19 protein-coding genes are annotated in these 20,324 nt (G+C 74.3%); 9 read left to right on the plus strand and 10 right to left on the minus strand.

The annotated features are described in order from the left end of the window. Positions 1-23: 23 nt before the first annotated feature. Positions 24-1,850, plus strand: coding sequence for a glutamine--fructose-6-phosphate transaminase (isomerizing) (glmS, locus tag ACZ6ZR_RS00790; RefSeq protein WP_465637944.1), 1,827 nt, complete (start codon positions 24-26; stop codon positions 1,848-1,850). 185 nt (positions 1,851-2,035) lie between these two features. Then, complete coding sequence (locus tag ACZ6ZR_RS00795; RefSeq protein ID WP_465637946.1) at positions 2,036-2,692, plus strand: NADPH-dependent F420 reductase; 657 nt, start codon at positions 2,036-2,038, stop codon at positions 2,690-2,692. On the opposite strand, the gene ACZ6ZR_RS00800 is transcribed toward ACZ6ZR_RS00795, so the two are convergent. The 5 genes from ACZ6ZR_RS00800 to ACZ6ZR_RS00820 all read right to left on the minus strand — a co-directional run bounded on the left by ACZ6ZR_RS00800 (position 2,664) and on the right by ACZ6ZR_RS00820 (position 6,389). Continuing rightward, positions 2,664-3,341, minus strand: a complete 678-nt coding sequence (locus ACZ6ZR_RS00800; RefSeq protein WP_465637948.1) for a DedA family protein — start codon at positions 3,339-3,341, stop codon at positions 2,664-2,666. The two genes, ACZ6ZR_RS00795 and ACZ6ZR_RS00800, sit on opposite strands and share 29 nt — an antisense overlap. A gap of 20 nt (positions 3,342-3,361) precedes the next feature. Further along, positions 3,362-3,559 (minus strand): DUF1918 domain-containing protein, encoded by a 198-nt coding sequence (locus tag ACZ6ZR_RS00805; protein WP_465637950.1) that lies wholly within the window; start codon positions 3,557-3,559, stop codon positions 3,362-3,364. A 77-nt stretch (positions 3,560-3,636) separates the two neighbouring features. Next, positions 3,637-4,341 carry a TetR/AcrR family transcriptional regulator gene (locus tag ACZ6ZR_RS00810; protein ID WP_465637952.1) on the minus strand — a complete coding sequence of 235 codons (705 nt, stop codon included), beginning with the start codon at positions 4,339-4,341 and terminating at the stop codon, positions 3,637-3,639. Positions 4,342-4,428: 87 nt separating this feature from the next. After that, complete coding sequence (locus ACZ6ZR_RS00815; protein ID WP_465637954.1) at positions 4,429-5,091, minus strand: response regulator; 663 nt, start codon at positions 5,089-5,091, stop codon at positions 4,429-4,431. Continuing rightward, positions 5,079-6,389, minus strand: a complete 1,311-nt coding sequence (locus ACZ6ZR_RS00820) for a sensor histidine kinase (RefSeq protein WP_465637956.1) — start codon at positions 6,387-6,389, stop codon at positions 5,079-5,081. The genes ACZ6ZR_RS00815 and ACZ6ZR_RS00820 overlap by 13 nt, the downstream gene beginning before the upstream one ends. Positions 6,390-6,557: 168 nt before the next feature. On the opposite strand from ACZ6ZR_RS00820, the gene ACZ6ZR_RS00825 reads away from it, so the two are divergent. The 4 genes from ACZ6ZR_RS00825 (at position 6,558) to ACZ6ZR_RS00840 (ending at position 11,085) form a co-directional block, all read left to right on the plus strand. Next, a complete protein-coding gene (locus ACZ6ZR_RS00825) occupies positions 6,558-7,781 on the plus strand; it encodes a glycosyltransferase 87 family protein (protein WP_465637958.1) in 1,224 nt (407 codons plus the stop codon). A 41-nt stretch (positions 7,782-7,822) separates the two neighbouring features. Further along, positions 7,823-8,968, plus strand: coding sequence for a glycosyltransferase family 4 protein (locus tag ACZ6ZR_RS00830; RefSeq protein WP_465637959.1), 1,146 nt, complete (start codon positions 7,823-7,825; stop codon positions 8,966-8,968). Between the two features lie 99 nt (positions 8,969-9,067). Then, complete coding sequence (locus tag ACZ6ZR_RS00835) at positions 9,068-10,402, plus strand: GH1 family beta-glucosidase (RefSeq protein WP_465637961.1); 1,335 nt, start codon at positions 9,068-9,070, stop codon at positions 10,400-10,402. A 125-nt stretch (positions 10,403-10,527) separates the two neighbouring features. Further along, on the plus strand, positions 10,528-11,085 hold the full coding sequence (locus tag ACZ6ZR_RS00840) for a hypothetical protein (protein ID WP_465637963.1): 558 nt from the start codon (positions 10,528-10,530) through the stop codon (positions 11,083-11,085). A 246-nt stretch (positions 11,086-11,331) separates the two neighbouring features. Here the strand turns inward: ACZ6ZR_RS00840 and ACZ6ZR_RS00845 are convergent, their stop codons facing one another. Beyond that, positions 11,332-12,606 carry a PucR family transcriptional regulator gene (locus tag ACZ6ZR_RS00845; protein ID WP_465637965.1) on the minus strand — a complete coding sequence of 425 codons (1,275 nt, stop codon included), beginning with the start codon at positions 12,604-12,606 and terminating at the stop codon, positions 11,332-11,334. 185 nt (positions 12,607-12,791) lie between these two features. On the opposite strand from ACZ6ZR_RS00845, the gene ACZ6ZR_RS00850 reads away from it, so the two are divergent. Continuing rightward, positions 12,792-14,126: a lipase family protein gene (locus ACZ6ZR_RS00850; protein ID WP_465637967.1), complete on the plus strand. Its 1,335-nt coding sequence runs from the start codon at positions 12,792-12,794 to the stop codon at positions 14,124-14,126. 16 nt (positions 14,127-14,142) lie between these two features. On the opposite strand, the gene ACZ6ZR_RS00855 is transcribed toward ACZ6ZR_RS00850, so the two are convergent. Further along, the gene (locus ACZ6ZR_RS00855) at positions 14,143-14,268 is read right to left on the minus strand and encodes a hypothetical protein (protein WP_465637968.1); all 126 of its coding nucleotides are present in this window, start codon (positions 14,266-14,268) and stop codon (positions 14,143-14,145) included. A 31-nt stretch (positions 14,269-14,299) separates the two neighbouring features. Further along, the gene (locus tag ACZ6ZR_RS00860) at positions 14,300-15,715 is read right to left on the minus strand and encodes an aminotransferase-like domain-containing protein (protein ID WP_465637970.1); all 1,416 of its coding nucleotides are present in this window, start codon (positions 15,713-15,715) and stop codon (positions 14,300-14,302) included. Between ACZ6ZR_RS00860 and ACZ6ZR_RS00865 the strand changes: the two genes are divergently transcribed. Then, positions 15,714-16,949: an aminotransferase class V-fold PLP-dependent enzyme gene (locus ACZ6ZR_RS00865; protein ID WP_465637972.1), complete on the plus strand. Its 1,236-nt coding sequence runs from the start codon at positions 15,714-15,716 to the stop codon at positions 16,947-16,949. The two genes, ACZ6ZR_RS00860 and ACZ6ZR_RS00865, sit on opposite strands and share 2 nt — an antisense overlap. Next, positions 16,946-18,250 carry an MFS transporter gene (locus tag ACZ6ZR_RS00870; RefSeq protein WP_465637974.1) on the plus strand — a complete coding sequence of 435 codons (1,305 nt, stop codon included), beginning with the start codon at positions 16,946-16,948 and terminating at the stop codon, positions 18,248-18,250. Before ACZ6ZR_RS00865 ends, ACZ6ZR_RS00870 begins: the two co-directional genes overlap by 4 nt. Positions 18,251-18,292: 42 nt before the next feature. Here ACZ6ZR_RS00870 and ACZ6ZR_RS00875 read toward each other — a convergent pair whose 3' ends face one another. Both ACZ6ZR_RS00875 and ACZ6ZR_RS00880 read right to left on the minus strand, forming a co-directional pair. Beyond that, on the minus strand, positions 18,293-19,009 hold the full coding sequence (locus tag ACZ6ZR_RS00875) for an alpha/beta hydrolase (RefSeq protein WP_465637976.1): 717 nt from the start codon (positions 19,007-19,009) through the stop codon (positions 18,293-18,295). A gap of 213 nt (positions 19,010-19,222) precedes the next feature. Beyond that, positions 19,223-20,212 (minus strand): beta family protein, encoded by a 990-nt coding sequence (locus ACZ6ZR_RS00880; RefSeq protein WP_465637978.1) that lies wholly within the window; start codon positions 20,210-20,212, stop codon positions 19,223-19,225. Positions 20,213-20,324 lie beyond the last annotated feature (112 nt).

A 20,324-nucleotide genomic window follows, 5' to 3' on the forward strand; every position in this document is an offset into this window, starting at 1 on the left:
GACATCAGAGGAGTTACCACCACATGTGCGGAATCGTCGCCTACATCGGTCCCAAGGACGCCACCGCCTTCCTGCTGGAGGGCCTGCAGCGGCTGGAGTACCGCGGGTACGACTCGGCGGGCATCGCCGTCACCGGCAAGTCCGGCGGGCTGAAGGTCTGCAAGACCAAGGGCCGGGTCGCCGACCTGGCCGCCGCCGTCCCGGCCCGCTTCAAGGGGACCACCGGCATCGGCCACACCCGCTGGGCCACCCACGGCGTGCCGAGCGACGCCAACGCCCACCCGCACCTGGACAACGCGGAGCGGATCGCCGTCGTCCACAACGGCATCATCGAGAACGCCGAGGAGCTGCGCGCCAAGCTCACCGCCGACGGCGCGGTCTTCCTCTCCGAGACCGACACCGAGACCCTGTCCCACCTGATCGCGGCCCACCTCGGCGAGGGCATCGACCTGGAGGACGCCGTCCGTTCGGCGCTCAAGAAGGTGGTCGGCACCTACGGCATCGCCGTGCTCGACGCCACCCAGCCCGACCGGATCGTGGTCGCCCGCAACGGCAGCCCGATCGTTCTCGGCCTGGGCGAGAAGGAGATGTTCGTCGCCTCCGACGTGGCCGCCCTGGTCCGCTACACCCGCCAGGTGGTCCACCTGGAGGACGGCGAGCTGGCCGTGGTCAAGGCCGACGGCTTCCGCACCTTCACCGAGGACGCCCGCACGGTGACCCGTCAGCCCTCCACCGTGGACTGGGAGATCGACTCCTACGACACCGCCGGGCACGAGCACTACCTGCACAAGGAGATCCACGAGCAGCCCGCCTCGGTCGAGCGCACCCTCGGCGGCCGCCTGGACGAGCGCTTCTCCACCGCCCACCTCGGCGGCCTCAACCTGGACGCCCGCGAGCTGCGCGAGATCCGCCGGGTGAAGATCCTCGGCTGCGGCTCGGCGTACTACGCCGGCGAGATGGGTGCCCAGCTGATCGAGGAGCTGGCCCGCATCCCCGCGCACAGCGAGCCCGCCTCCGAGTTCCGCTACCGCAACCCGGTGATCGAGGCCGACACCCTCTACGTCGCGGTCAGCCAGTCCGGCGAGACCTACGACACGCTGGCCGCCGTCCAGGAGATCAAGCGCAAGGGCGGCCGGGTCCTCGGCGTCGTCAACACCGTCGGCAGCGCGATCGCCCGCGAGTGCGACGGCGGCATCTACCTGCACGCCGGCCCGGAGATCTCGGTGGCCTCCACCAAGGCCTTCACCTCCACGGTGATCGCCTTCGCGCTGCTGGCCCTGCACTTCGGCCGCATCCACGACCTCTCCCCGGCCGACGGCCGCCGGATCGTGGCGGGCCTCAAGGCGCTGCCCGGGCAGATCCGGGAGATCCTCGCCGAGGAGGAGAAGATCGCGGCGCTGGCCGAGGAGTACGCCAAGCACGAGGGCATGATGTTCATCGGCCGGGTGCGGGGCTTCCCGGTGGCGCGGGAGGGTGCGCAGAAGCTGAAGGAGATCAGCTACGTGCACGCCGAGGCGTACCCCGCCAGCGAGTTGAAGCACGGGCCGCTCGCGCTGATCAACCCGGAGCTGCCGACCGTCGCCCTGGTGCCGGACGACGAGCTGCTGGACAAGAACCTCACCACCCTCGGCGAGATCAAGGCCCGCTCCGGCCGCGTCCTCGCGGTGGCGCACCGTCAGGTGGACGCCAAGCTGGCGGACCACACCGTGATCGTGCCGCGGTCCGAGCCCGAGCTCGACCCGCTGCTGCTGAACATCCCGCTCCAGCTGCTGGCGTACTACGCCGCCGTCGCGCTGGGCCGGGACGTCGACAAGCCGCGCAACCTCGCGAAGAGCGTGACGGTCGAGTAGGGACTTAACGGAGCGCGGGTCGTTCCGTGGTGGGTTTCCCGGCCCGGTCAGGGGGTGTTGGCGGCTCTCTGCCGGGCCGGGGGCGCACCGTTCCGTCACTCTCCGCTCGCCCGGCGGCCACGCTCCGCCGATGGGCGCTCGGTAGGGTTTGTGGCCACAGCCGGTTGAGGGACGGGAGTCGTGTGATGCGGGTCGGGATCATCGGTACGGGCATGGTGGGCCGCGCGCTGGGCGGGAAGCTGGTCGAGCTCGGGCACGAGGTGATGCTCGGCTCGCGCACCGAGCAGAACCCGACCGCCGTGGCCTGGGCCCAGCAGGCGGGCGGGAACGGCAGTCACGGCACCTTCGCCGAGGCGGCCGCCTTCGGCGAGCTCCTGATCGTCGCGGTCTCCGGCGTGGTGGCGGTCAAGGCGCTGGCCACGGCCGGCGACGAGAACCTGACCGGCAAGGTGCTGATCGACGTCTCCAACCCGCTGGTCTTCTCGCCGCTCGGCGAGGTCAGCCTGGAGCCGGTGAACGTGGACAGCATCGGCGAGCAGATCCAGCGCGACTTCCCGCAGGCCCGGGTGGTCAAGGCGCTCAACACGCTGAACGCCGAGCTGATGGTGGACCCGAGCCGGGTGCCGGGCGACCACCAGCTCTTCATCGCCGGCAACGACCCGGCCGCCAAGGCCGACGTCACCGAGGTGCTGCACGCCTTCGGCTGGCCGAAGGAGTCGGTGCTGGACCTCGGCGACATCACCGCCTCGCGCGGGCTGGAGATGCTGATGCCGTTCTGGCTGCGGCTGATGAACCACTACGGCCACGCGGACTTCAACTACTCGATCCGCTCCGCCCGTTGACCTTGGGCCCGTCCTGACGGCGCCTCAGGTGCCGCCGCCGGAGCCGGTACCCGACCAGCCCGGCGGCGGCCACGCCGACCGCTGCCAGCAGCACCAGCTGGTAGCGGGCCAGCTGGCGGTAGAGCGGCCCGATGTTGTCCCCGGCCAGGTAGCCGGCCGAGGCCCAGACGCCGACCCAGAGCAGCGCGCCGAGCACGTTGGCCGGCAGGAAGCGGCGCCAGGGCATGCCGGTGGTCCCGGCGACGATGCCGTTGGTCTGGCGCAGCACGTCCACGAAGCGGGCCACCGTCACCACCTTGCCGCCGTGCCGGGTGAAGAAGTGCTCGCCGCGCTCCATCCGCTCCGGGGTGAGCAGCACGTACCGGCCCCAGCGCTCGATCAGCCGGTGCCCGCCGGTGCGGCCGATCAGATAGCCGAGCGAGTCGCCCGCCACGGCCGCCAGCACCGCGACGGTGACCACTCCCGCGATGCTCAGGCGCCCGGCCCCCGCGTACACCGCCGCCAGCACCAGCACGGTCTGGCCGGGCACCGGGACGCCGCAGTTGTCCAGGAAGACCAGCAGCCCCACCGCCGGGTAGCCGTAGCCGTCCAGCAGTGGGGCGAGCGAGTCGAGCGGGGCGGGGAGGTCGGCGGGCGGGGTGTCCGTCATGGTGCTCCGGTGGCCGGCGGTCAGTGGGTCGGTTGCTGACGCTCGATCACGGTGCAGTCCGGGCCCGGGTAGACCAGGCCCTCGTGTCCGTCCTCGAAGTGCACCAGGTACGGGGGCTCGCCCTGGGTGCCGCGCACCTCGAGGATCTCACCCTCCCGGTCCTTCATCCCGACCGCCCTGCCGTGGATCACCAGGTGGTCGCCTGCTGTCGCGTGCATGGTCCGGCTCCTTCCGCCGCGTGGTTGCTGGTCCCGTCTCCACTGTGCGGCGGGGCGGGGGAGGCTGCAACGGCCGGTCAGGACGCCTGGTGGTCGGTGAGGTAGCAGCGGAGCAGGCGCTCGCACTCGGCGATCAGCGCCGGGTCGCCGTGCGGGTCGGTCCGGAAGGCCAGCTTGAGCACGGCGTCCGCGCACTCCAGCGCGACCCGCAGCGCGAGCGGGTGGCCGGGGCCGGCGAACAGGCCGCCGCCGAGGGACTGGAGGCGCTGGGCGACGGCGGCGTTGTTGTCGAGCTCGGTGTCCAGCAGGTGCTGGTCGTCCACCGCGCCCTCCTCGGGGCCGTCGCCCTCCGGCCGCTCGGGGGCGAGCACCTCCACCAGGCCGAAGTCGAGGTGCCCGAAGCCCGGCACCGCGCGCTTCATCGCGACGAACTCCGCGACCGCCAGGTGGACGAAGCCGGGGACGCCGGGCGGGGCCTCGGTGTCCAGACGGCTGCCGAGGCGGTCCAGGTAGAGGTCGAGGTTCCGCGAGGCCAGCGCGGAGAGCAGGCTCTCCTTGCCGGAGAAGAACTGGTAGAGGGTGCCGATCGGCACCCCGGCCCGCAGCGCGGTCTCCTTGGTGGTCAGCGCGCCCGCGCCGACCTCGTCCAGCAGTTCGGCGCAGGCGTCGAGCAGCCGCCCGTACCGCTCCTGGCTGCGCTGCTGCACCGGCCGCCGCCGGGGCGGGACGGGCGCGCCCGGCGGGCTGGTGCTCTGGCCGGGGCTGTCCGTCTCCTGCTTCATGGGCCCACTCTGCCGCATCCGGAATGCCGCACGCCAATCCCCAACGCGAGTCGCGCTCATGTTGCCCGGCGGGCTGACGGCCCGTCATCAGGCCTCCGCGCCCCGCAGGTGCGCCAGGACGGCGAGCACCCGGCGGTTGCCCTCCGCCGGGTCCAGGTCCAGCTTCATGAAGATGTTGCCGGAGTGCTTGACCACCGAGGCCTCGGTGACGCGCAGCCGGGCCGCGATCGACTGGTTGTTGTAGCCCTCCGCCATCAGCGCGAGCACCTCGCGCTCACGCGGGGTGAGCCTGCCGAGCGGGCGGGCCGCCGTCCGGTGGGCCAGCAGCACCCGCACCACCTCGGGGTCGATGACGGTCTGCCCGTCGGCGACCCGGCACAGCGTCTCCAGGAACTCGGTGACCTCGCCGACCCGGTCCTTGAGCACGTACCCGAGACCGCCTCCGTCGCCAGGCGCGCCGCCGAGCAGCTGGGCGGCGTAGGCGGTGGCCACGTACTGGGAGAGCACCAGGACGGGCAACTCCGGCTGCCGGGAGCGCAGTTCGAGCGCGGCCCGGAGGCCCTCGTCCCGGAAGTCCGGCGGCATCCGGACGTCGGTGACGACGATGTCGGGCCGGTGCTCCGCCACCGCCGCGGCCAGGGCCCGGGCGTCCCCCACGGCGGCGACCACCCGGTGGCCGCTGCGGTCGAGGATCTCGGTCAGCCCGGCCCGGAGCAGGACGGCGTCCTCGGCCAGCACTATCCGGAGCACGGGACCTCCACCCGGACCCTGGTCGGACCGCCGGCCGGGCTGGAGACCAGCAGCCGCCCGCGCAGCACCGCCAGGCGGTCCGCCAGGCCGGACAGCCCGGTGCCGGCGGCGGGGTCGGCGCCGCCCCGGCCGTCATCGGTGATCAGCAGGACGAGCCGGTCCTCCGTCAGGGTGCCGGTGACGCCGACGGTGGCCGCGCCGCTGTGCTTGGCGGCGTTGGCCAGCGCCTCGGTCACCGTGAAGTACGCCGTGGCCTCCACCAACGGCGGTAGTCTGCGCGGCAGTTCGATCTCCACCCGGACCGGGACGGGCGAGCGCTCCGCCACCTCGGCCACCGCGGCGGCCAGCCCATGGTCGGTCAGCACCCGCGGGTGGATGCCGCGCACCAGCTCGCGCAGCTGCTCCAGCGCCCGGCGGGCCTCGGCGCGTCCCCGGGCGACCAGGGCGGCCGCCTCGGGGGCGGCGGCGCCGAGCTCCAGCTCGGCCAGGCCCAGCGTCATGGTGAGCGCCACCAGCTGCTGCTGGGCGCCGTCGTGCAGATCCCGCTCGATCCGCCGCCGCTCGGCCTCGAAGGCGTCGGCCAGCCGGACCCGCGAACGGGTCAGCTCGACCACCCGCTCGCGGTCCCGGTCACCCGGGGGAGCGGCCAGCAGGGCGGTGGCCAGCCACACCTGACCCGCCGTCAGCCAGGCGGCCGCGTAAGCCGACAGCGCCACCCCGGCCAGACCGGCCAGGCTGAACGGCAGCGCGGAGAACGGCCCCGGCACGGCCCGGCCCGGGATCAGCATCACCGTCTCCGGAGCCAAGGCCCAGACGATCACCGGGGAGACCACCAGGGCGCAGGAGAACGCCAGCAGCGCAAGGACCCCGAGCCCGGCGCCGGTGAGGACCACCGCCAGCAGCGCCGCGTAGCCGGACTCCCGCCAGGTGGCCCGCTCCGTCAGCCGGTGCCGCAGCAGGCCGCGGCCGGCGGGCGCCGGTGCGTGCGGATCGGCCAACGGGGACGGCTGCACCAGCCGCAGCCGGCGCCGTTCGACCCGGGCGACCGCGACGGCGAGCAGCGGGACACCGGCCAGCACCAGCAGACCGACCCCCGCCACCGAGAGCAGGATCCCTGCGGCCAGCAGCAGCGCCAGCGCCACCAGCAGTCCGGAGCCGAACAGCGTGCCGCCCAGCAGGTGCAGCCAGCAGCGCAGCGGCCAGGCGGAGAACAGGAACTCCGCCGGCCGCCGCCCGAGTGCCCGGCGGACGGCGCTCGCGGGCGGCGGTGCCGGGGCGGCCTGGTGGGGGAGGGACATCCGTGCCCTTTCTGGAGTTCTTGATCATCAAGCACCCTAACCCGGGCCGCGGCCGTTGTCGGTAGGGGAAACCCGACCTTCGGACCTCGACCCAGACCCCCTGACGGCGAGGGGGCGCGCGGCTGGAATGGAGCCGTGCCGAAACGACTGCTTGCACCATCGATCGCCTTGCCGGACCGAGGAGTTGGGAGTACCTGGTGGCTCGCCGCGGCGGGCTACGCGGCGGCGCTCGCCGCGCTGTCCGGGCTGACGCCGCACCGGGTCTGGGGCGCCTGCGCCGCCGTCGGCTACCTGGCGGCCGCCGCTCTGGCGGGGCGGTCGCGGAGCGGGGCCGCGGTGCTGGGAGCGGCCTTGGCCGGGAGCGTCCTGGTGCCGCTCGCCGTGCTGCTGACGAACGGTCAGGCGCAGAGCGAGGTCGGGGTGATCGCGCGCTCCGCCGAGGTCCTGCTGCGGACCGGGACGCCGTACCTGGCCGACCCGCTGGTGGTGGACGACTACAACCCCTACCTTCCGGGCATGGCGCTGTTCGGGCTGCCGGCCCGGCTGCTCGGCAACGGTCCGGGCGTGCTCCCGGCGCTCGGGGACCCCCGGCTGTGGTGCGCCGCCGCACTGGTGCTCTGCCTCGCCGGTGCGCGGGCCGTCCTGGGGCGCGGCGGCCCGTCGTGCGGGGCCGGTCGGGTGGCCGGGTATCTGGTGGCCTCTCCGCCGGTGGCGCTGCCGCTCTGCGTGAGCGGTGTCGACCTGCCGCTCACCGGGCTGCTCGTCCTCGCGCTCGCCCTCGCGGCCCGGCAGCGGCCGGTCGCCACCGGGCTGGTGCTGGCCGCCGCCTGCTCGCTCAAGTGGACCGCCCTGCCCGCCGTCGCGGTGGCGGCCGCCCTGCTGACGGCCGGTCAGACGGTCGGGCGGGCGTCCAGGGGAGGGCGGCGTCCGGCGGTGCGGTGCCTGACGGCCTGGGCGGTCGGGACGTCGGCCCTGGTGCTGCCGGCCTTGGCGGCTTCGCCGGGCCCGCTGGTCGAGCAGGTGCTGCTCTTCCCCACCGGGCGGGGTGCCGTCCCGACCCCGGCCGCCAGCCCGTTGCCCGGACGTCTGCTGGCCGAGCTCGGGCCGGCCGGCCAGTACGGTGCCGCCCTGCTGCTGCTCTGCGGAGCGGCCGCGGTCGCCGCCTCGCTCCTGGTCCGCCCGCCCCGCACCCTGGTCGCCGCCGCGGACCGGCTCGCCCTCGGACTGACCGCGGCCTTCCTGTTCGCGCCCGCCGGACGGTTCGGCTACCTCGCGCTGCCGCTGCTGCTCGCGCTGTGGGCCAGGCTCGCCGCTCCGGCCGACGCCTCCGTCCCCGCCGTGTCCGCCGCCCGCCTCGGCGTCGGTGTCCGGCCGCGCCCGATCGCTTCCTGAGTCCCCGTCAACCGCCGCAGAACCCCGGAGAGGCCGCCGCCTTGAGCACCACACTCGTCATCACCAACGACTTCCCGCCCCGACAGGGCGGCATCGAGACCTTCATGCACGCCATGGCCACCCGTATGCCGGGCCACGACGTGGTCGTCTACACCTCGGCCGAACCGGGCGCCGCCGAGTTCGACGCCGGCCTGCCGTTCCCGGTGGTCCGCGACCCCGCCCGGACCCTGCTGCCCACCCGCCGGGTCACCGACCGCGCCGTCCGGCTGGTCCGCGAACACGGCTGCGACCGGGTGTGGTTCGGCGCCGCCGCCCCGCTCGCCGCGATGGCCCCGGCGCTGCGCCGGGCGGGCGTCGAACGCATCGTGGCCACCACCCACGGCCACGAGATCTGGTGGGCCCGGGTGCCCGGTGCCCGCCGGCTGCTGCGCCGGGTGGGGGCGAGCGTCGACGTGGTCACCCACCTCGGCGAGTACACCCGGGCCCGGATCGCCCCGGCGCTCGGTCCGGGTGCCCGGCTCAGCCGGCTGGTGCCCGGTGTCGACCCGGAGCTCTTCCGCCCGGGGCTCGGGCCGACGGCGGATCGGGGCGGGCCGGTGCGCGACCGGCACGGCCTGCACGGCCGCGCGGTGGTGCTGTGCGTGGCCCGCCTGGTGCCCCGGAAGGGGCAGGACGTGCTGATCCGCGCGCTGCCGCTGATCCGCCGCGCGGTGCCGGAGGCCGTCCTGCTGATCGTCGGTCAGGGGCCGGACGAGCGGCGGCTGCGCAGGCTGGCCGCCGGGCTGCCGGAGGACTCGGTGGTCTTCGCCGGCGGCCGGGACCACACGCAGACCCCCGCCTACTACGCGGCGGCCGACGTCTTCGCGCTGCCCTGTCGCACCCGCCGTGCCGGGCTGGAGGCGGAAGGGCTGGGCATCGTGTACCTGGAGGCCGCCGCCAGCGGCCTGCCGGTGGTCGCCGGGGATTCCGGCGGGGCGCCGGACGCGGTGCTCGACGGCCGCACCGGTCTGGTCGTGGACGGCCGGGACGTGCGTGCGGTGGCCGCTGCCGTCGTCCGGCTGCTGACCACTCCGGAGGGCGCCGCGATGGGCCGCGAGGGCCGCGGCTGGGCGGAGCGGGAGTGGAGCTGGGACCGCTCCGCCGCGCACCTGACCGGTCTGCTCACTCCCGGGCCCGGCGTGGGCTGAACCGCCGTCGGCCGAGCTCTGGCCTTCGACGGGTGGATCTCCCTAACATGAGCATCCCTCGCATTTTCGGGGCCATGCTCGTACTGCGGAAGGATCCTCATGACGGACCGTCACGACCTGCCCCCCGGTTTCCGCTGGGGCGTGGCCACCGCCGCCTACCAGATCGAGGGCGCCGTCCGGGAGGACGGCCGGGGGCCGTCGATCTGGGACACCTTCACCGCGCGCGAGGGCACCGTCCGGGACCGCCACACCGGCGACACCGCCTGCGACCACTACCACCGCTGGCCCGAGGACGTCGCGCTGCTGCGCGGCCTCGGCGTGGACGCCTACCGCTTCTCCATCGCCTGGCCGCGCGTCCAGCCGACCGGCCGCGGCGCGGTGAACGGGGCCGGCCTCGCCTTCTACGACCGGCTGGTCGACGGCCTGCTGGACGCCGGGATCGAGCCGCTGCCCACCCTCTTCCACTGGGACCTGCCGCAGGCCCTCGAAGACGGTGGCGGCTGGCTCGACCGGGACACCGCGTACCGCTTCGCCGAGTACGCCGCCGTGGTCGCCGACCGCCTCGGCGACCGGGTGCGCAGCTGGATCACCCTCAACGAGCCCTTCGTGCACATGGTCTACGGCTACGCCCTCGGCAACCACGCGCCCGGCCGCGCCCTCCTCCTCGACGCCCTGCCGGTGGCCCACCACCAGCTGCTCGGCCACGGCCTGGCCGCCGCCGAACTCCGGGCCCGGGGCGGGGCGGTGCTGATCACCAACAACCTCACCCCGGTCCGGCCGGCCTCCGCCTCGGCGGAGGACCTGGCGGCCGCCGACGCCTACGACACCCTGCACAACCGGCTCTTCAACGACCCCGTCCTGCTGGGCAGTTACCCCGACCTCTCGGCCTTCGGGGTCTCCGCCGACCTCGGCGGCGCCGTCCGCGACGGCGACCTCGCGCTGATCGCCGCCCCGCTGGACGGACTGGGCGTCAACTACTACAACCCCACCCTGATCACCGCCCCCACCGACCCCGGCCTCCCCTTCGCCGACGCCCCCATCGAGGGCGTCCCCCGCACCGCCTTCGGCTGGCCCGTGGTCCCCAACGGCCTGCGCGAACTCCTGACCGGCCTGCGCGGGCGCTACGGCGCGGCCCTGCCCCCGGTCACCATCACCGAGAACGGCTGCTCCTACCCCGAGGACCTCGACGACCAGGACCGCATCGCCTACCTCTCCTCCCACCTAGACGCCCTCGCCACCGCCGTCTCCGAAGGCGTCGACGTACGCGGCTACTTCACCTGGTCCCTGCTCGACAACTTCGAGTGGGCCGAGGGCTACCACCAGCGCTTCGGCCTGGTCCACGTCGACTTCGACTCCCAGAAGCGCACCCCCCGCGCCTCCTACGCCTGGTACCGCGACCTGATCACAAGTCACCACGCCTCTCACGCACGCTAGTGCCGTGCCCCCCCTGGGGGCACCCGCGTCGATCGGACAGCCGGGGCATGGGAAGATCGGTCGACCGACGGCATCCGTACCGGTGAGGTCGGCAGAGCCGTCCGCACCGTGATCGAGGAGCAGCTGTGACCGAGCAGCCCGGCCCGCAGCAGCGCATCGCCGAGGTCATCCGCCCGGCCATGCTCGACGGCCTGCAGGATGCCCAGTTGACCGGCAGACCGGGCACCGAGCTCATCAACCAGTGGGCCGACTGGATCGCCGCAGTCGTCGCCGGCCAGGTCGTGCAGTCGATCGCGGCCGAACGCGACGCCTTCGCGGACCGGGTGGACACCCTCAGCCAGGTCGCCAGGCGCAACCTGGAGGGATACAAGGACGCCACCCGGGACGTGCAGCGCCTCGAGGCCCGTGTCGCCGAGCTGGAGGCGGAGCTGACGCGGCTGCGGGCACCCGGAGCGGTGGTCGCCGACCCGGAGGCGGCACCCGACGCGGGAGCTGCCACCGGCCGGCCCGCCGAGTCCCTCCGGGACCGGCTCCGCGCCAAGTACCCCGCGACGGCGGAGGCCCTGGACCGACGGGATGCCGAGGCGGATCGGAGCCGGAACGCCGAGGGCGGCCCGGACGAGCCGAGCGACCCGCCGCACCCGTTCGGCCGACCGGGGCCCGACGCGCCCGCGGCGCCGTGACGAGGACCTCGCCGATGTGACGGCGCCGGAGCGGGTGCCGGTGCCGACCCCGACCCCGGCCCGGGCCCCGGCCACGAAGCCGAGCCCGTCGTCCTCGATCGGCGAGGAGCGGTGCCTGCGGCTCGGCCGGGAGGCGCTCGCCGCGCTGCCGTGCGAGGACGCCGGCCCGTACCTCGCCGACGAGCCGTTCGCCAGCCTGGACGGGGCGGGCCGCCGCGCCGTCGCCGCCCGCCTCCTGACGGCGGGTCAGCCGGGGTCCTCCGTGCCGTGCCGCGCCGTGTCGCGGGCGGCCAGGGCAGCGCGCAGGGTCAGTTGGTCGGAGCCCCGGGCGGCGTCCAGGCCGGTGAGGTCGGCGGCCTTGCGCAGGCGGTAGTCGACGGTGTTGGGGTGGACCTGGAGCCGGGCGGCGGCCAGGCGGCGGTCGAGGCCGCAGGCGAGGTAGGTGCGCAGGGTGTCGAGCAGGTCGGAGCGCCCGGCCAGCGGGGCGAGCAGGGCGGCGAGCCGGTCGCGGGCCGGGCTCGGGCGGCTCAGCTGGTACTCCAGCAGGACGTCGTCGAGCAGGTAGAGGCCGGGCCCGCGGCCGGACGCCCGTGCCACGTCCCGGACTTCACCCACCAGCCGGGCGGCGCCCGCCACGCCCTCGGGGGCGGCGGTGGCCGCCGCCACCACCAGCTCGGCGCCGCAGCGTTGGCCGAGCTGATCGACCAGGCGGGCGAGCCGCTCGCGGCCCGCGCCGTCGAGGCCGGCCGGTGACGCGCCGTCAGGGATCAGCACCAGGGCGCTGCTCCCGGACAGCCGGGAGAGCAGGTCGCCGTCGGTGCGCCGCTGCAGTTCGTGGCGCAGGCGCCGGAGTTTGCGGCGGCCGGCCACGGCGTGGTTGACGCCGGGCAGCAGCTCGTCGGGGTGCGGGCCCACGGTGATGCCCAGGACCAGGTAGCCGACCGGCAGCGGCAGGCCGGCCCGGTCGGCCGCGGCCTGCGGGTCGCCGCCCTCCAGCAGCCGCGACAGCAGCTCCTGCCGGGCGACCTGCTCGTCGCCCAGCGCCGCCTGCCGCTCCTGGACGTACCCGGCCGCCACCGCGCAGCTCACCAGCCGGAGGTAGTCGAGCAGCCGGTGCTGGACCAGCAGCACGTCCGACAGGTCGTCAGGCCCGGCGGCGGCCAGGACCCGGGCCGCGCACTCCTGCGCGCCGTAGTGGTAGGCCCCGACCACGGCCTCCAGCGGAACGCCCTCGTCCGCGCGGCGGGCCGAGGACTCGCTGATCCTGGCGAGTTCGGCCTCGCCGGGCAGTTCGCCGGTGCGCAGCGTCTCGGTGAACGCCCGGATTCCGCGGTCGACTTCACGGGTGATCTCACCGCGGAGCTGCTCGGACGGGAGTGCCTCGTAGGCGGGCAGCTGTTCGACCAGCCGGGCCATCACCGCAGGTGCCAGGGCCGTGGCGGCGGCCCGGAGCCGTTCGTGGACGGGAGTCCCGCCCAGCTGTGGGGCCGGGTCGCGCTCCGCCGGGCTGGACGCCGTCACAATCCACCTCGCGAATCTCTGGTGCACGGCCCGGGGACACCCCCGCCGTACCGCAGCCATCATGTTCTCCGGGACGTTTCCTACCAGTTGGTAACACGCCCACCGGTGTACCACTCGACGTGTACGGACCCCGACCGCGCCGTCCACCGGACCCTCACACCCACCCACCCCACGGGGGACCCCACATGCGCAAGCACAGCTCCCGGCTGCTCGCCGTCGCCGTCACCGCCGCCCTGGCCGCGACGCCCCTGGCCGCCGCCGCGGTTCCGGCCTCGGCGGCCACGGTCTCGGCTTCCGCCGACTCCTTCTACGGCTACGACGGCAGCGCGCCGCTGGCCTCGTTCGCGCCGGGCACCGTCCTGAAGACCCGGACCCTGGCCTACCACGTCGTGGGCCTGCCCACGCCGGTGCGGGCGATCCAGCTGCTCTACCGCACCACCGACGCCCAGGGCCGTCCGGCCGCCAACGTCACCACCGTGGTGCGCAGCCTGACCGGCGACTCCACCAAGGCGGTCTCCTACCAGTCCTTCTACGACTCGCTCGACCCGCAGGACAGCCCGTCCCGCGCCGTCGCCGGCGACCTGAGCCTCGGCGGGCTGATCCCGAATGCCGAATCGCTCTTCCTGATCCCGGCCCTGACGCAGGGTTACAACGTCGTCATCCCGGACACCGAGGGGCAGAGCGCCGACTTCGCGGCCGGCCCGGAGTACGGGACCAACACCCTGGACTCGATCCGCGCCGCCACCAGCTCGCCGGCCACCGGCATGGACGACGGCACCCGCTTCGGCCTGCTGGGCTACTCCGGCGGCGCCATCGCCACCAACTGGGCGGCCGCGCTCGCCCCGTCCTACGCGCCGGACGTCAATGCCAAGCTGGTCGGCTTCACCGAGGGCGGCCTGCTGGTGGCCCCGGCGCACAACCTGAAGTACGTCGACGGCTCGCTGGCCTGGAGCGGCGTCATCCCGATGGCGGTGATCGGGGTCTCCCGCTCCTTCGGCATCGACCTCAAGCCCTACCTGAGCGACTACGGCCTGTCGGTCTACCGGCAGTTGGAGGACGGCTCGATCATCGACGCCGTCGGCCACTACCCGGGGCTGACCTGGAAGAAGATGGCCAAGCCGCAGTACGCCGACCCCAACTCGGTGCCCGCCTTCGTCGACGCGGTCAACCGGGTCAACCTCGGCTCGGCCCCCACCCCGACCGTCCCCGGCCAGATCGCCCAGGGCAACGGCGGCGTCCTGGAAGGCACCTTCGCCAGCCCCGCCGGCATCGGGACCGGCGACGGCGTCATGGTCGCCGGGGACGTCCGGGCGCTCGCCCGCCAGTACTGCGCCACCGGCAACGGCCGGATCACCTACCAGCAGTACGACCTCCTCAGCCACCTCGGAACCGCCGTCGCCTGGGCCCCGTCCGCCTTCTTCTGGCTGAACGACCGCTTCGCCGGCCGCACAGCCCCCACCGACTGCGGCCACATCCCCGCCGGCAACTCACTCACCCTGGAGCAGCCCACGCTGCGGTGACGGTCCTGAGGGTCCGTCAGGCCGACGCGAAGCGGTCCCGCAGGAACCGGGCGGCCTGGCGGCCGGCGGTGCGGGCGGCGTCGACGGTGCCGGTCATGGTGAAGAAGCCGTGCGCCGTGCCGGGGTGGCGGGTGAGTTCCACCGCTACCCCGGCGGCGGCGAGCCGGGCCGCGTCACGCCCGCGTGACGGACCGGAACGCCTCGGCGAGGCGGAGGGTGGCCTCGGCCGCGTCGGCGGGGTCGGCGGTGGCGGCGAAGCCGAGCCGCAGGTGGGCGGCGGCCGGGGGCTCGGCCGGGAAGTAGCGGCGGCCCGCGTCGACGGAGACGCCGTGCGCGCGGGCCGCGTCGGCGACGGCGGAGTCGGCCGGGCCGGGCGGCAGCCGGACCCACAGGTGCAGGCCGCCGGCGGGGTGCCGGGTGACGGTCCAGTCGGGCAGTTCGGCGGCGAGGGCGGCGGTCAGGGCCGCGCAGCGTTCGCGCAGCGCGCTGGAGAGGGCGTGCAGGTGGCGGTCCCAGGCCGGGTTGCTGAGCAGTTCGACGGCGGCCTCCTGGAGCGGGCGGGCGATGAAGAAGTCGTCCACCCGCCGCATCCCCTGGAGGCGGCGCATCACCGGTCCGCGGGCGATGACCGCGCCGATCCGCAGGCTGGGAGAGGCGGGCTTGGTCAGCGAGGTCAGATGGATCACGGTGCCGTCGCGGTCGTCCGCGACCAGCGGGCGGGGCACCGGGCCGCCGTGGCCGAGGTGACGGGCGAAGTCGTCCTCGATGACGAACGCGCCGGCGGCCCGGGCCACGTCGGCGACCTGCCGGCGGCGCTCGGGCGCGAGCACGGTGCCGGTGGGGTTGTGGAAGGTCGGCTGGCAGTAGAGCAGCCGGGCTCCGGTCATGGCGAAGGCGTCGGCCAGCAGGTCGGGGCGGAGGCCGTCCTCGTCCATCGGCACCGGCACCGGGCGCAGCCCGGCCGCCCGGGCGGCGGCCAACGCGCCCGGGTAGGAGGGCGATTCGACCAGGACGGGGCTGCCGGGAGCGGCGATGGCCCGGAACAGCATCGACAGCGCCCCCTGGCCGCCACCGGTGACGAGGACGTCCTCGGGGTTCGCACCGCCGCCCGCCTGGCGGGCGAAGACCGCGCGCAGCGGCGCCAGGCCGGCGGCCGGGGCGCGGTGCCAGGCGTCCGGACGGCGGGCGGCGCGGGCCAGGGCGGCGCCGAGGGCCTTCACCGGCTGGAGGCTCTCGTGCAGGTAGCCGCCGGAGAGCGGCAGGGTGTCGGCGGGCAGCGGATCGGACGGGCCGTCAGGCTCTCCGGCGTCGTAGTCCCGCCCGGCCAGGGCCACGGCCTGCCACGAGGTGTCGGCGGCCGCGTCGGCCGGCTGCGGCCGGCGGTGGGCGACGTACGTGCCGCTGCCCGGACGGCTCACCACCACGCCCTCGGCGGCCAGTTGGGAGATCGCCCGGGAGACGGTGACCGGGCTGACGCCGTGACGGGCGATCAGTTCCCGGCTGCTGGGCAGGCGGTCGCCGGGGGAGAGGCCGGCGATCTCGGTCCGGAGGATGGCCGCCAGGATCCCAGTACTGCTACCGTCAGACATGAAGAACAAGGATAGCGCTTTTCCCTCCAGCGCGGAACCGCTCCTCGACCTCGCCGCTCTGCGGGCCGACACCCCCGGCTGCGAGTCGGTGGTCCACTTCAACAACGCCGGCTGCGGGCTGCTCGCCCGCCCGGTGCTCGGGGCGATGCTCGACCACCTCCACCTGGAGGCCGCCATCGGCGGGTACGAGGCCTCCGCCGCCCGGGCAGCCGAGGTCGCCGACTTCCACGCGGCGGTCGCCGACCTCCTCCACACCCGCCCCGGCAACATCGCCTTCGCCGGCAGCGCCACCCACGCCTACGCCAAGGCCCTCTCGGCGATCGACTTCCGCCCCGGGGACACCGTCCTCACCACCCGCAACGACTTCATCTCCAACCAGATCTCCTTCCTCGCCCTGCGCAAGCGCCACGGCGTCCGGATCGTGCACGCCCCCGACCACCCCGACGGCAGCGGCGTCGACGTCGACGCGATGGCCGCGCTGATGCGCGCCCACCGCCCGCGCCTGGTCGCCGTCACCCACGTGCCCACCAACTCGGGCCTGGTCCAGCCGGTCGCGGAGATCGGCCGGCACTGCCGGGAACTCGACCTGCTGTACCTGGTCGACGCCTGCCAGTCGGTCGGCCAACTCCCGGTCGACGTGGAGGAGATCGGCTGCGACCTGCTCACCGCCACCTGCCGCAAGTTCCTGCGCGGGCCGCGCGGTTCGGGCTTCCTCTACGTCTCGGACCGGGTCCTGCGGGCGGGGTACGAGCCCCTGTTCATCGACATGTACGGCGCCCGCTGGGTCGCCCCCGGCCACTACCGCCCGGTCGACACCGCCGCCCGCTTCGAGGAGTGGGAGTTCCCGTACGCCACCGTGCTCGGCTGCGCCGCCGCGGTCCGCTACGCCCTGCGGGTCGGCCCCGAAGCCGTCGCACGGCGCACCCCCGTGCTCGCGGCGCGGCTGCGTGACCGGCTGTCAGCCGTCCCGGGCGTGCGGACGCTGGACCGCGGGCCGGCGCCCGCCGCGCTGGTCACCTTCGCCATCGAGGGGTGGCAGGCCGGGCCGTTCAAGGAGGCGATGGACGCGCGCGGGATCAACTCGGCCCTCAGCTACCGGGAGTTCGCGCAGTTCGACTTCGCGGACAAGGAGGTCGAGTGGTGCCTGCGGCTGTCGCCGCACTACTACAACACCGAGGACGAAGTGGACACCGTGGCGGACGCGGTGGCCGAGCTGGCGGGGAGCGCCCGATGACGCGGACCCCTCTGGTCTCCGAGCGGGCCGCGTCCGGCGGTGCCGCCGCGCCGAGCCTCTGGCAGAACGGCGACTTCCTCAGGTTCTGGTTCGGCGAGAGCGTCTCGCTGATCGGCGGTCAGGTCACCAACCTGGCCCTCCCGTTGACCGCGATCACCGCCTTCGGCGCCACCGACGAGCAGATCGGCCTGCTGCGCTTCCTCCAGCTCGTCCCGTACCTCGGACTGGCCCTGCTGATCGGCGTCTGGACCGACCGGGTACGGCGCAGACCCGTGATGTTGGGCGCGAACCTCGTCCGGCTGGCCCTGCTCGGCCTCGTCCCGCTGCTCCACTGGTGGGACGCCCTCACCCTGCCCGTCCTGCTGGCCGTCGCGTGCGCCGTCGGCATCGCCTCGGTCGCGTTCGACGTCAGCTGGATGTCGTACGTGCCCGTGCTGGTGAAGGACCCCGGGCACTACGTCGAGGCGAGCGCCAAGATGGGCGCCAGCTCCTCGGCGGCCGAGGTGGCCGGCCCGGGGCTCGCCGGTGTCCTGGTGTCCTGGCTCACCGCCCCGGTGGCGCTGCTCGCGGACGCCTGCTCGTACGCGGTGTCGGTGGTCGCGCTGGCCCTGATCCGCACCCCCGAGCCGCGGCCGAAGCCGGCCGCCGAACGGCACCTGATGGCCGAACTGCGGGACGGGCTCGGGTGGGTGATGCGCGACCGGGTGCTGCGCGCTCTGGCGCTGACCGGATTCTGCTGCAACTTCTCGATGATCACGGTGTGGACGATGTTCCTGCTCTACGGCACCCATGACCTCCACCTCGGATCCACCACGATCGGAGCCGTGCTCGCGACGGCCTCCGTCGGCGGCCTGATCGGGACCCTGCTCTCCCGCCGGGTCATCGCCCGCTACCCGGTCGGCCGCGTCTACGTCCTCGCCCAGTCGGCCCTGCTGCTCGGCCCCGTGCTGCTCGCCGCGGCCGCCGGGCCCCGGCCGGTGATGATCGCGCTGTTCGTCCTGTCCTTCTTTACCACCTACCTGGGCCTGGGGGTGGCCGGCGTCATCATCGTGAGCCTGCGTCAGACCCTCACCCCGCAGGCGATGATGGGGCGGATGACGGCGGCCTTCCGCACCCTGCTGTTCGGCGGCGGCGCGCTCGGCGGCCTGTCCGCCGGCCTGCTGGCCGGCCGGATCGGCGCCCACGCGGCCCTCGCGGTGGCCGCGGCCGCCTCCGCCGCCGTCGTCATCGCGCTGTTCCGCTCACCGGTCCGCCACCTGCGGACCCTTCCGGTCCCGTCCCCGGCGCCCCGAAGTCAGTAGCGCCGAGGACCGGCCGCTCCCTGCGGGAGTCCTGACACGGGGTCAGCGCTCCCGGCCTGTGGTGGCCAGGCGGTGCAGCAGCTTGACGGTTTCTTCCCGGTGGGACGCGAAGGCCCCGTGGTCGCTCGGCCAGGTGAGCGCGTGGGTCGCGCGGGCGGCGAACTTCCGTTGCAACTCCGGGTGCACGGCGCGGTCTTCCGAGCAGAGCACGTAGGTGCTCGGCCGTCGGTGCCAGGCGACACCGGTCGTCGGCTCGAGCCCGGCGGCCATCACCTGGGGGACCAACCGGGCGGTGTGGCGGGCGCGTTCAGCCTCGTCGAGCTTGCCGTGGAACAGCTCGCCCGCCGCCTCCGGATCGATCGTCGTGCTACCGGCCCGGTCACCGGTCATGGCGGCCGCCAGCCCGGTGGCCGGCGCACCGGCGAGCAGCCCGAGGGCGGTCTCGCCCTGATCGGGCATCATCGCGGCGAGGTACACCAGATGCCCGACCCGCTCCGGCGCGAGCCCGGTGATCACGGCACCCCCGTACGAGTGCCCGCACACCACGGCAGGGCCGTGTTCGGACAGTCCGTCAAGTGCCGCCTCGGCCGCGGCGATGTCACCCGCCAGTGACCCGCGGTGCAGCTCGGCGACGGACACGGCGACACCCCGGGCCCGCAGCCCGGCCGCGACGCCGTCCCAAGCGTGCCCGGTGTGCCAGGCGCCGTGCACCAGCAGTACGCCACGCGGCGGCGTGTCGACGGAGGAAGGAAGGATCACGATGGGCCTCTCGGTGCTCGGGAGTTCGGGAACGGACGGCCGCACCTCGGATGGTCCGGTCGTCCGGTCATGAGAGTCACCGGGCCGCGAGGAGGATTCGGGCCCGGGGTTGCCCGCAGTTCGGAGCTGACGGTCTGGAGCCGTCTGACCGGCTCACGGTGCCCTGTGCGCGGCGACCGAGCGGGCCACTGTTGCGAGGTGGTGCGACGTGCCCTAGGCCCGCCATTCACGGGCGCCGCCCGGGCGGGTGGTGAGCCCGCCTGCGCGGTGCTGGATCTGAGCGTCGCCCCAGGGCAACTCCGAGCCGTGACGCGGGTCCCAGTGCCGGGATCCGGCAAGTTGACGGCAGAGCCGGAGAGCGTCGTTCGCGGCCGGGCTCGCGGCGCGGAGCACGTACCAGTCGGCGCCGACGGTGTAGCGGAGGTTCGGGCGGCCGCGCCAACCGCGGTTGGGTGGCTGTGGGTGGACGATGCCGTAGTCGCCGAAGTCAGGGATGCGGAAGTGGGACCCGCGCTGGACGACCGCCCGCCACAGGTCCGCCTCGTGACGGTGGACCGTGGCGATCAGGTGGGGCTCGATCGCCGCCAGCGAGGCCGGGAAGCTGCCACCGGCGAGCGCGATGTGGCGCCAGGGCATCGCCCCGGCCCACTCCAGGGCCCCGAGCACGCGGCCCACCAGGTGGGCGGCGGCCTGTTGAGAGGAGAGGAAACCCGTGTCGAGGAGCAGGTCGACACTCTCGGGCGACAGCCCCACGGCGTCGAGCGTGTCATGCACGGCGACGGTCAACTCCGCTGGAGAGGGCGGCAGTTCGCGCAGGTCGACGCGCAGGCACCCGCCCTGCCCATGGGTCCGCTGTACCTTCCCGATCTCCTCGAGCGAACCGGTCGGCTCGGTCGTCCGGAAAGCCGGGACCAACCGGTGGAGCCACTGCTCCAGGTACTCGCCGATCCAGGCCATCGCATTCCCGGAGAACCCGGTGCCGACAGCACCGCGTTGCCACAGCCGCCCGCAGTCGACCGTGACCACGAGGTCCTTGGGAAGGTCCTCGCCAAGCTGACGGGCGAAGGCCTGTACGGAGTCGGACAGTCGCTCGTCCGGAACCACCTCGAGCACTGGCCGGATGCTGCTCCGTACCTCAGGGCTGATGTGACGCAGCGCCAGCAACTCGCCCGCCTTGCCGCGCAGGATCGGTACGTACTTCATCGGTCTCCCCCACCCGCAGAGCCTGACCCAGCCCATCGCGTGCCACCGTCCTACGCAGTGTGCGACGGACTTCAGGGCAGCACCAGGGTGAGATCCGGACTTCAGGGCGGTC

Source organism: Kitasatospora sp. NPDC088742 (assembly GCF_055584905.1).

Coding starts and splice junctions, on each gene's coding strand:
- ACZ6ZR_RS00850 (WP_465637967.1), top strand. CDS start 12,792: ATGCGCAAGCACAGCTCCCGGCTGCTCGCCGTCGCCGTCACCGCCGCC.
- ACZ6ZR_RS00865 (WP_465637972.1), top strand. CDS start 15,714: ATGAAGAACAAGGATAGCGCTTTTCCCTCCAGCGCGGAACCGCTCCTC.
- ACZ6ZR_RS00835 (WP_465637961.1), top strand. CDS start 9,068: ATGACGGACCGTCACGACCTGCCCCCCGGTTTCCGCTGGGGCGTGGCC.
- ACZ6ZR_RS00800 (WP_465637948.1), bottom strand. CDS start 3,341: ATGACGGACACCCCGCCCGCCGACCTCCCCGCCCCGCTCGACTCGCTC.
- ACZ6ZR_RS00860 (WP_465637970.1), bottom strand. CDS start 15,715: ATGTCTGACGGTAGCAGTACTGGGATCCTGGCGGCCATCCTCCGGACC.
- ACZ6ZR_RS00805 (WP_465637950.1), bottom strand. CDS start 3,559: ATGCACGCGACAGCAGGCGACCACCTGGTGATCCACGGCAGGGCGGTC.
- ACZ6ZR_RS00870 (WP_465637974.1), top strand. CDS start 16,946: ATGACGCGGACCCCTCTGGTCTCCGAGCGGGCCGCGTCCGGCGGTGCC.
- glmS (WP_465637944.1), top strand. CDS start 24: ATGTGCGGAATCGTCGCCTACATCGGTCCCAAGGACGCCACCGCCTTC.
- ACZ6ZR_RS00820 (WP_465637956.1), bottom strand. CDS start 6,389: ATGTCCCTCCCCCACCAGGCCGCCCCGGCACCGCCGCCCGCGAGCGCC.
- ACZ6ZR_RS00795 (WP_465637946.1), top strand. CDS start 2,036: ATGCGGGTCGGGATCATCGGTACGGGCATGGTGGGCCGCGCGCTGGGC.
- ACZ6ZR_RS00880 (WP_465637978.1), bottom strand. CDS start 20,212: ATGAAGTACGTACCGATCCTGCGCGGCAAGGCGGGCGAGTTGCTGGCG.
- ACZ6ZR_RS00810 (WP_465637952.1), bottom strand. CDS start 4,341: ATGAAGCAGGAGACGGACAGCCCCGGCCAGAGCACCAGCCCGCCGGGC.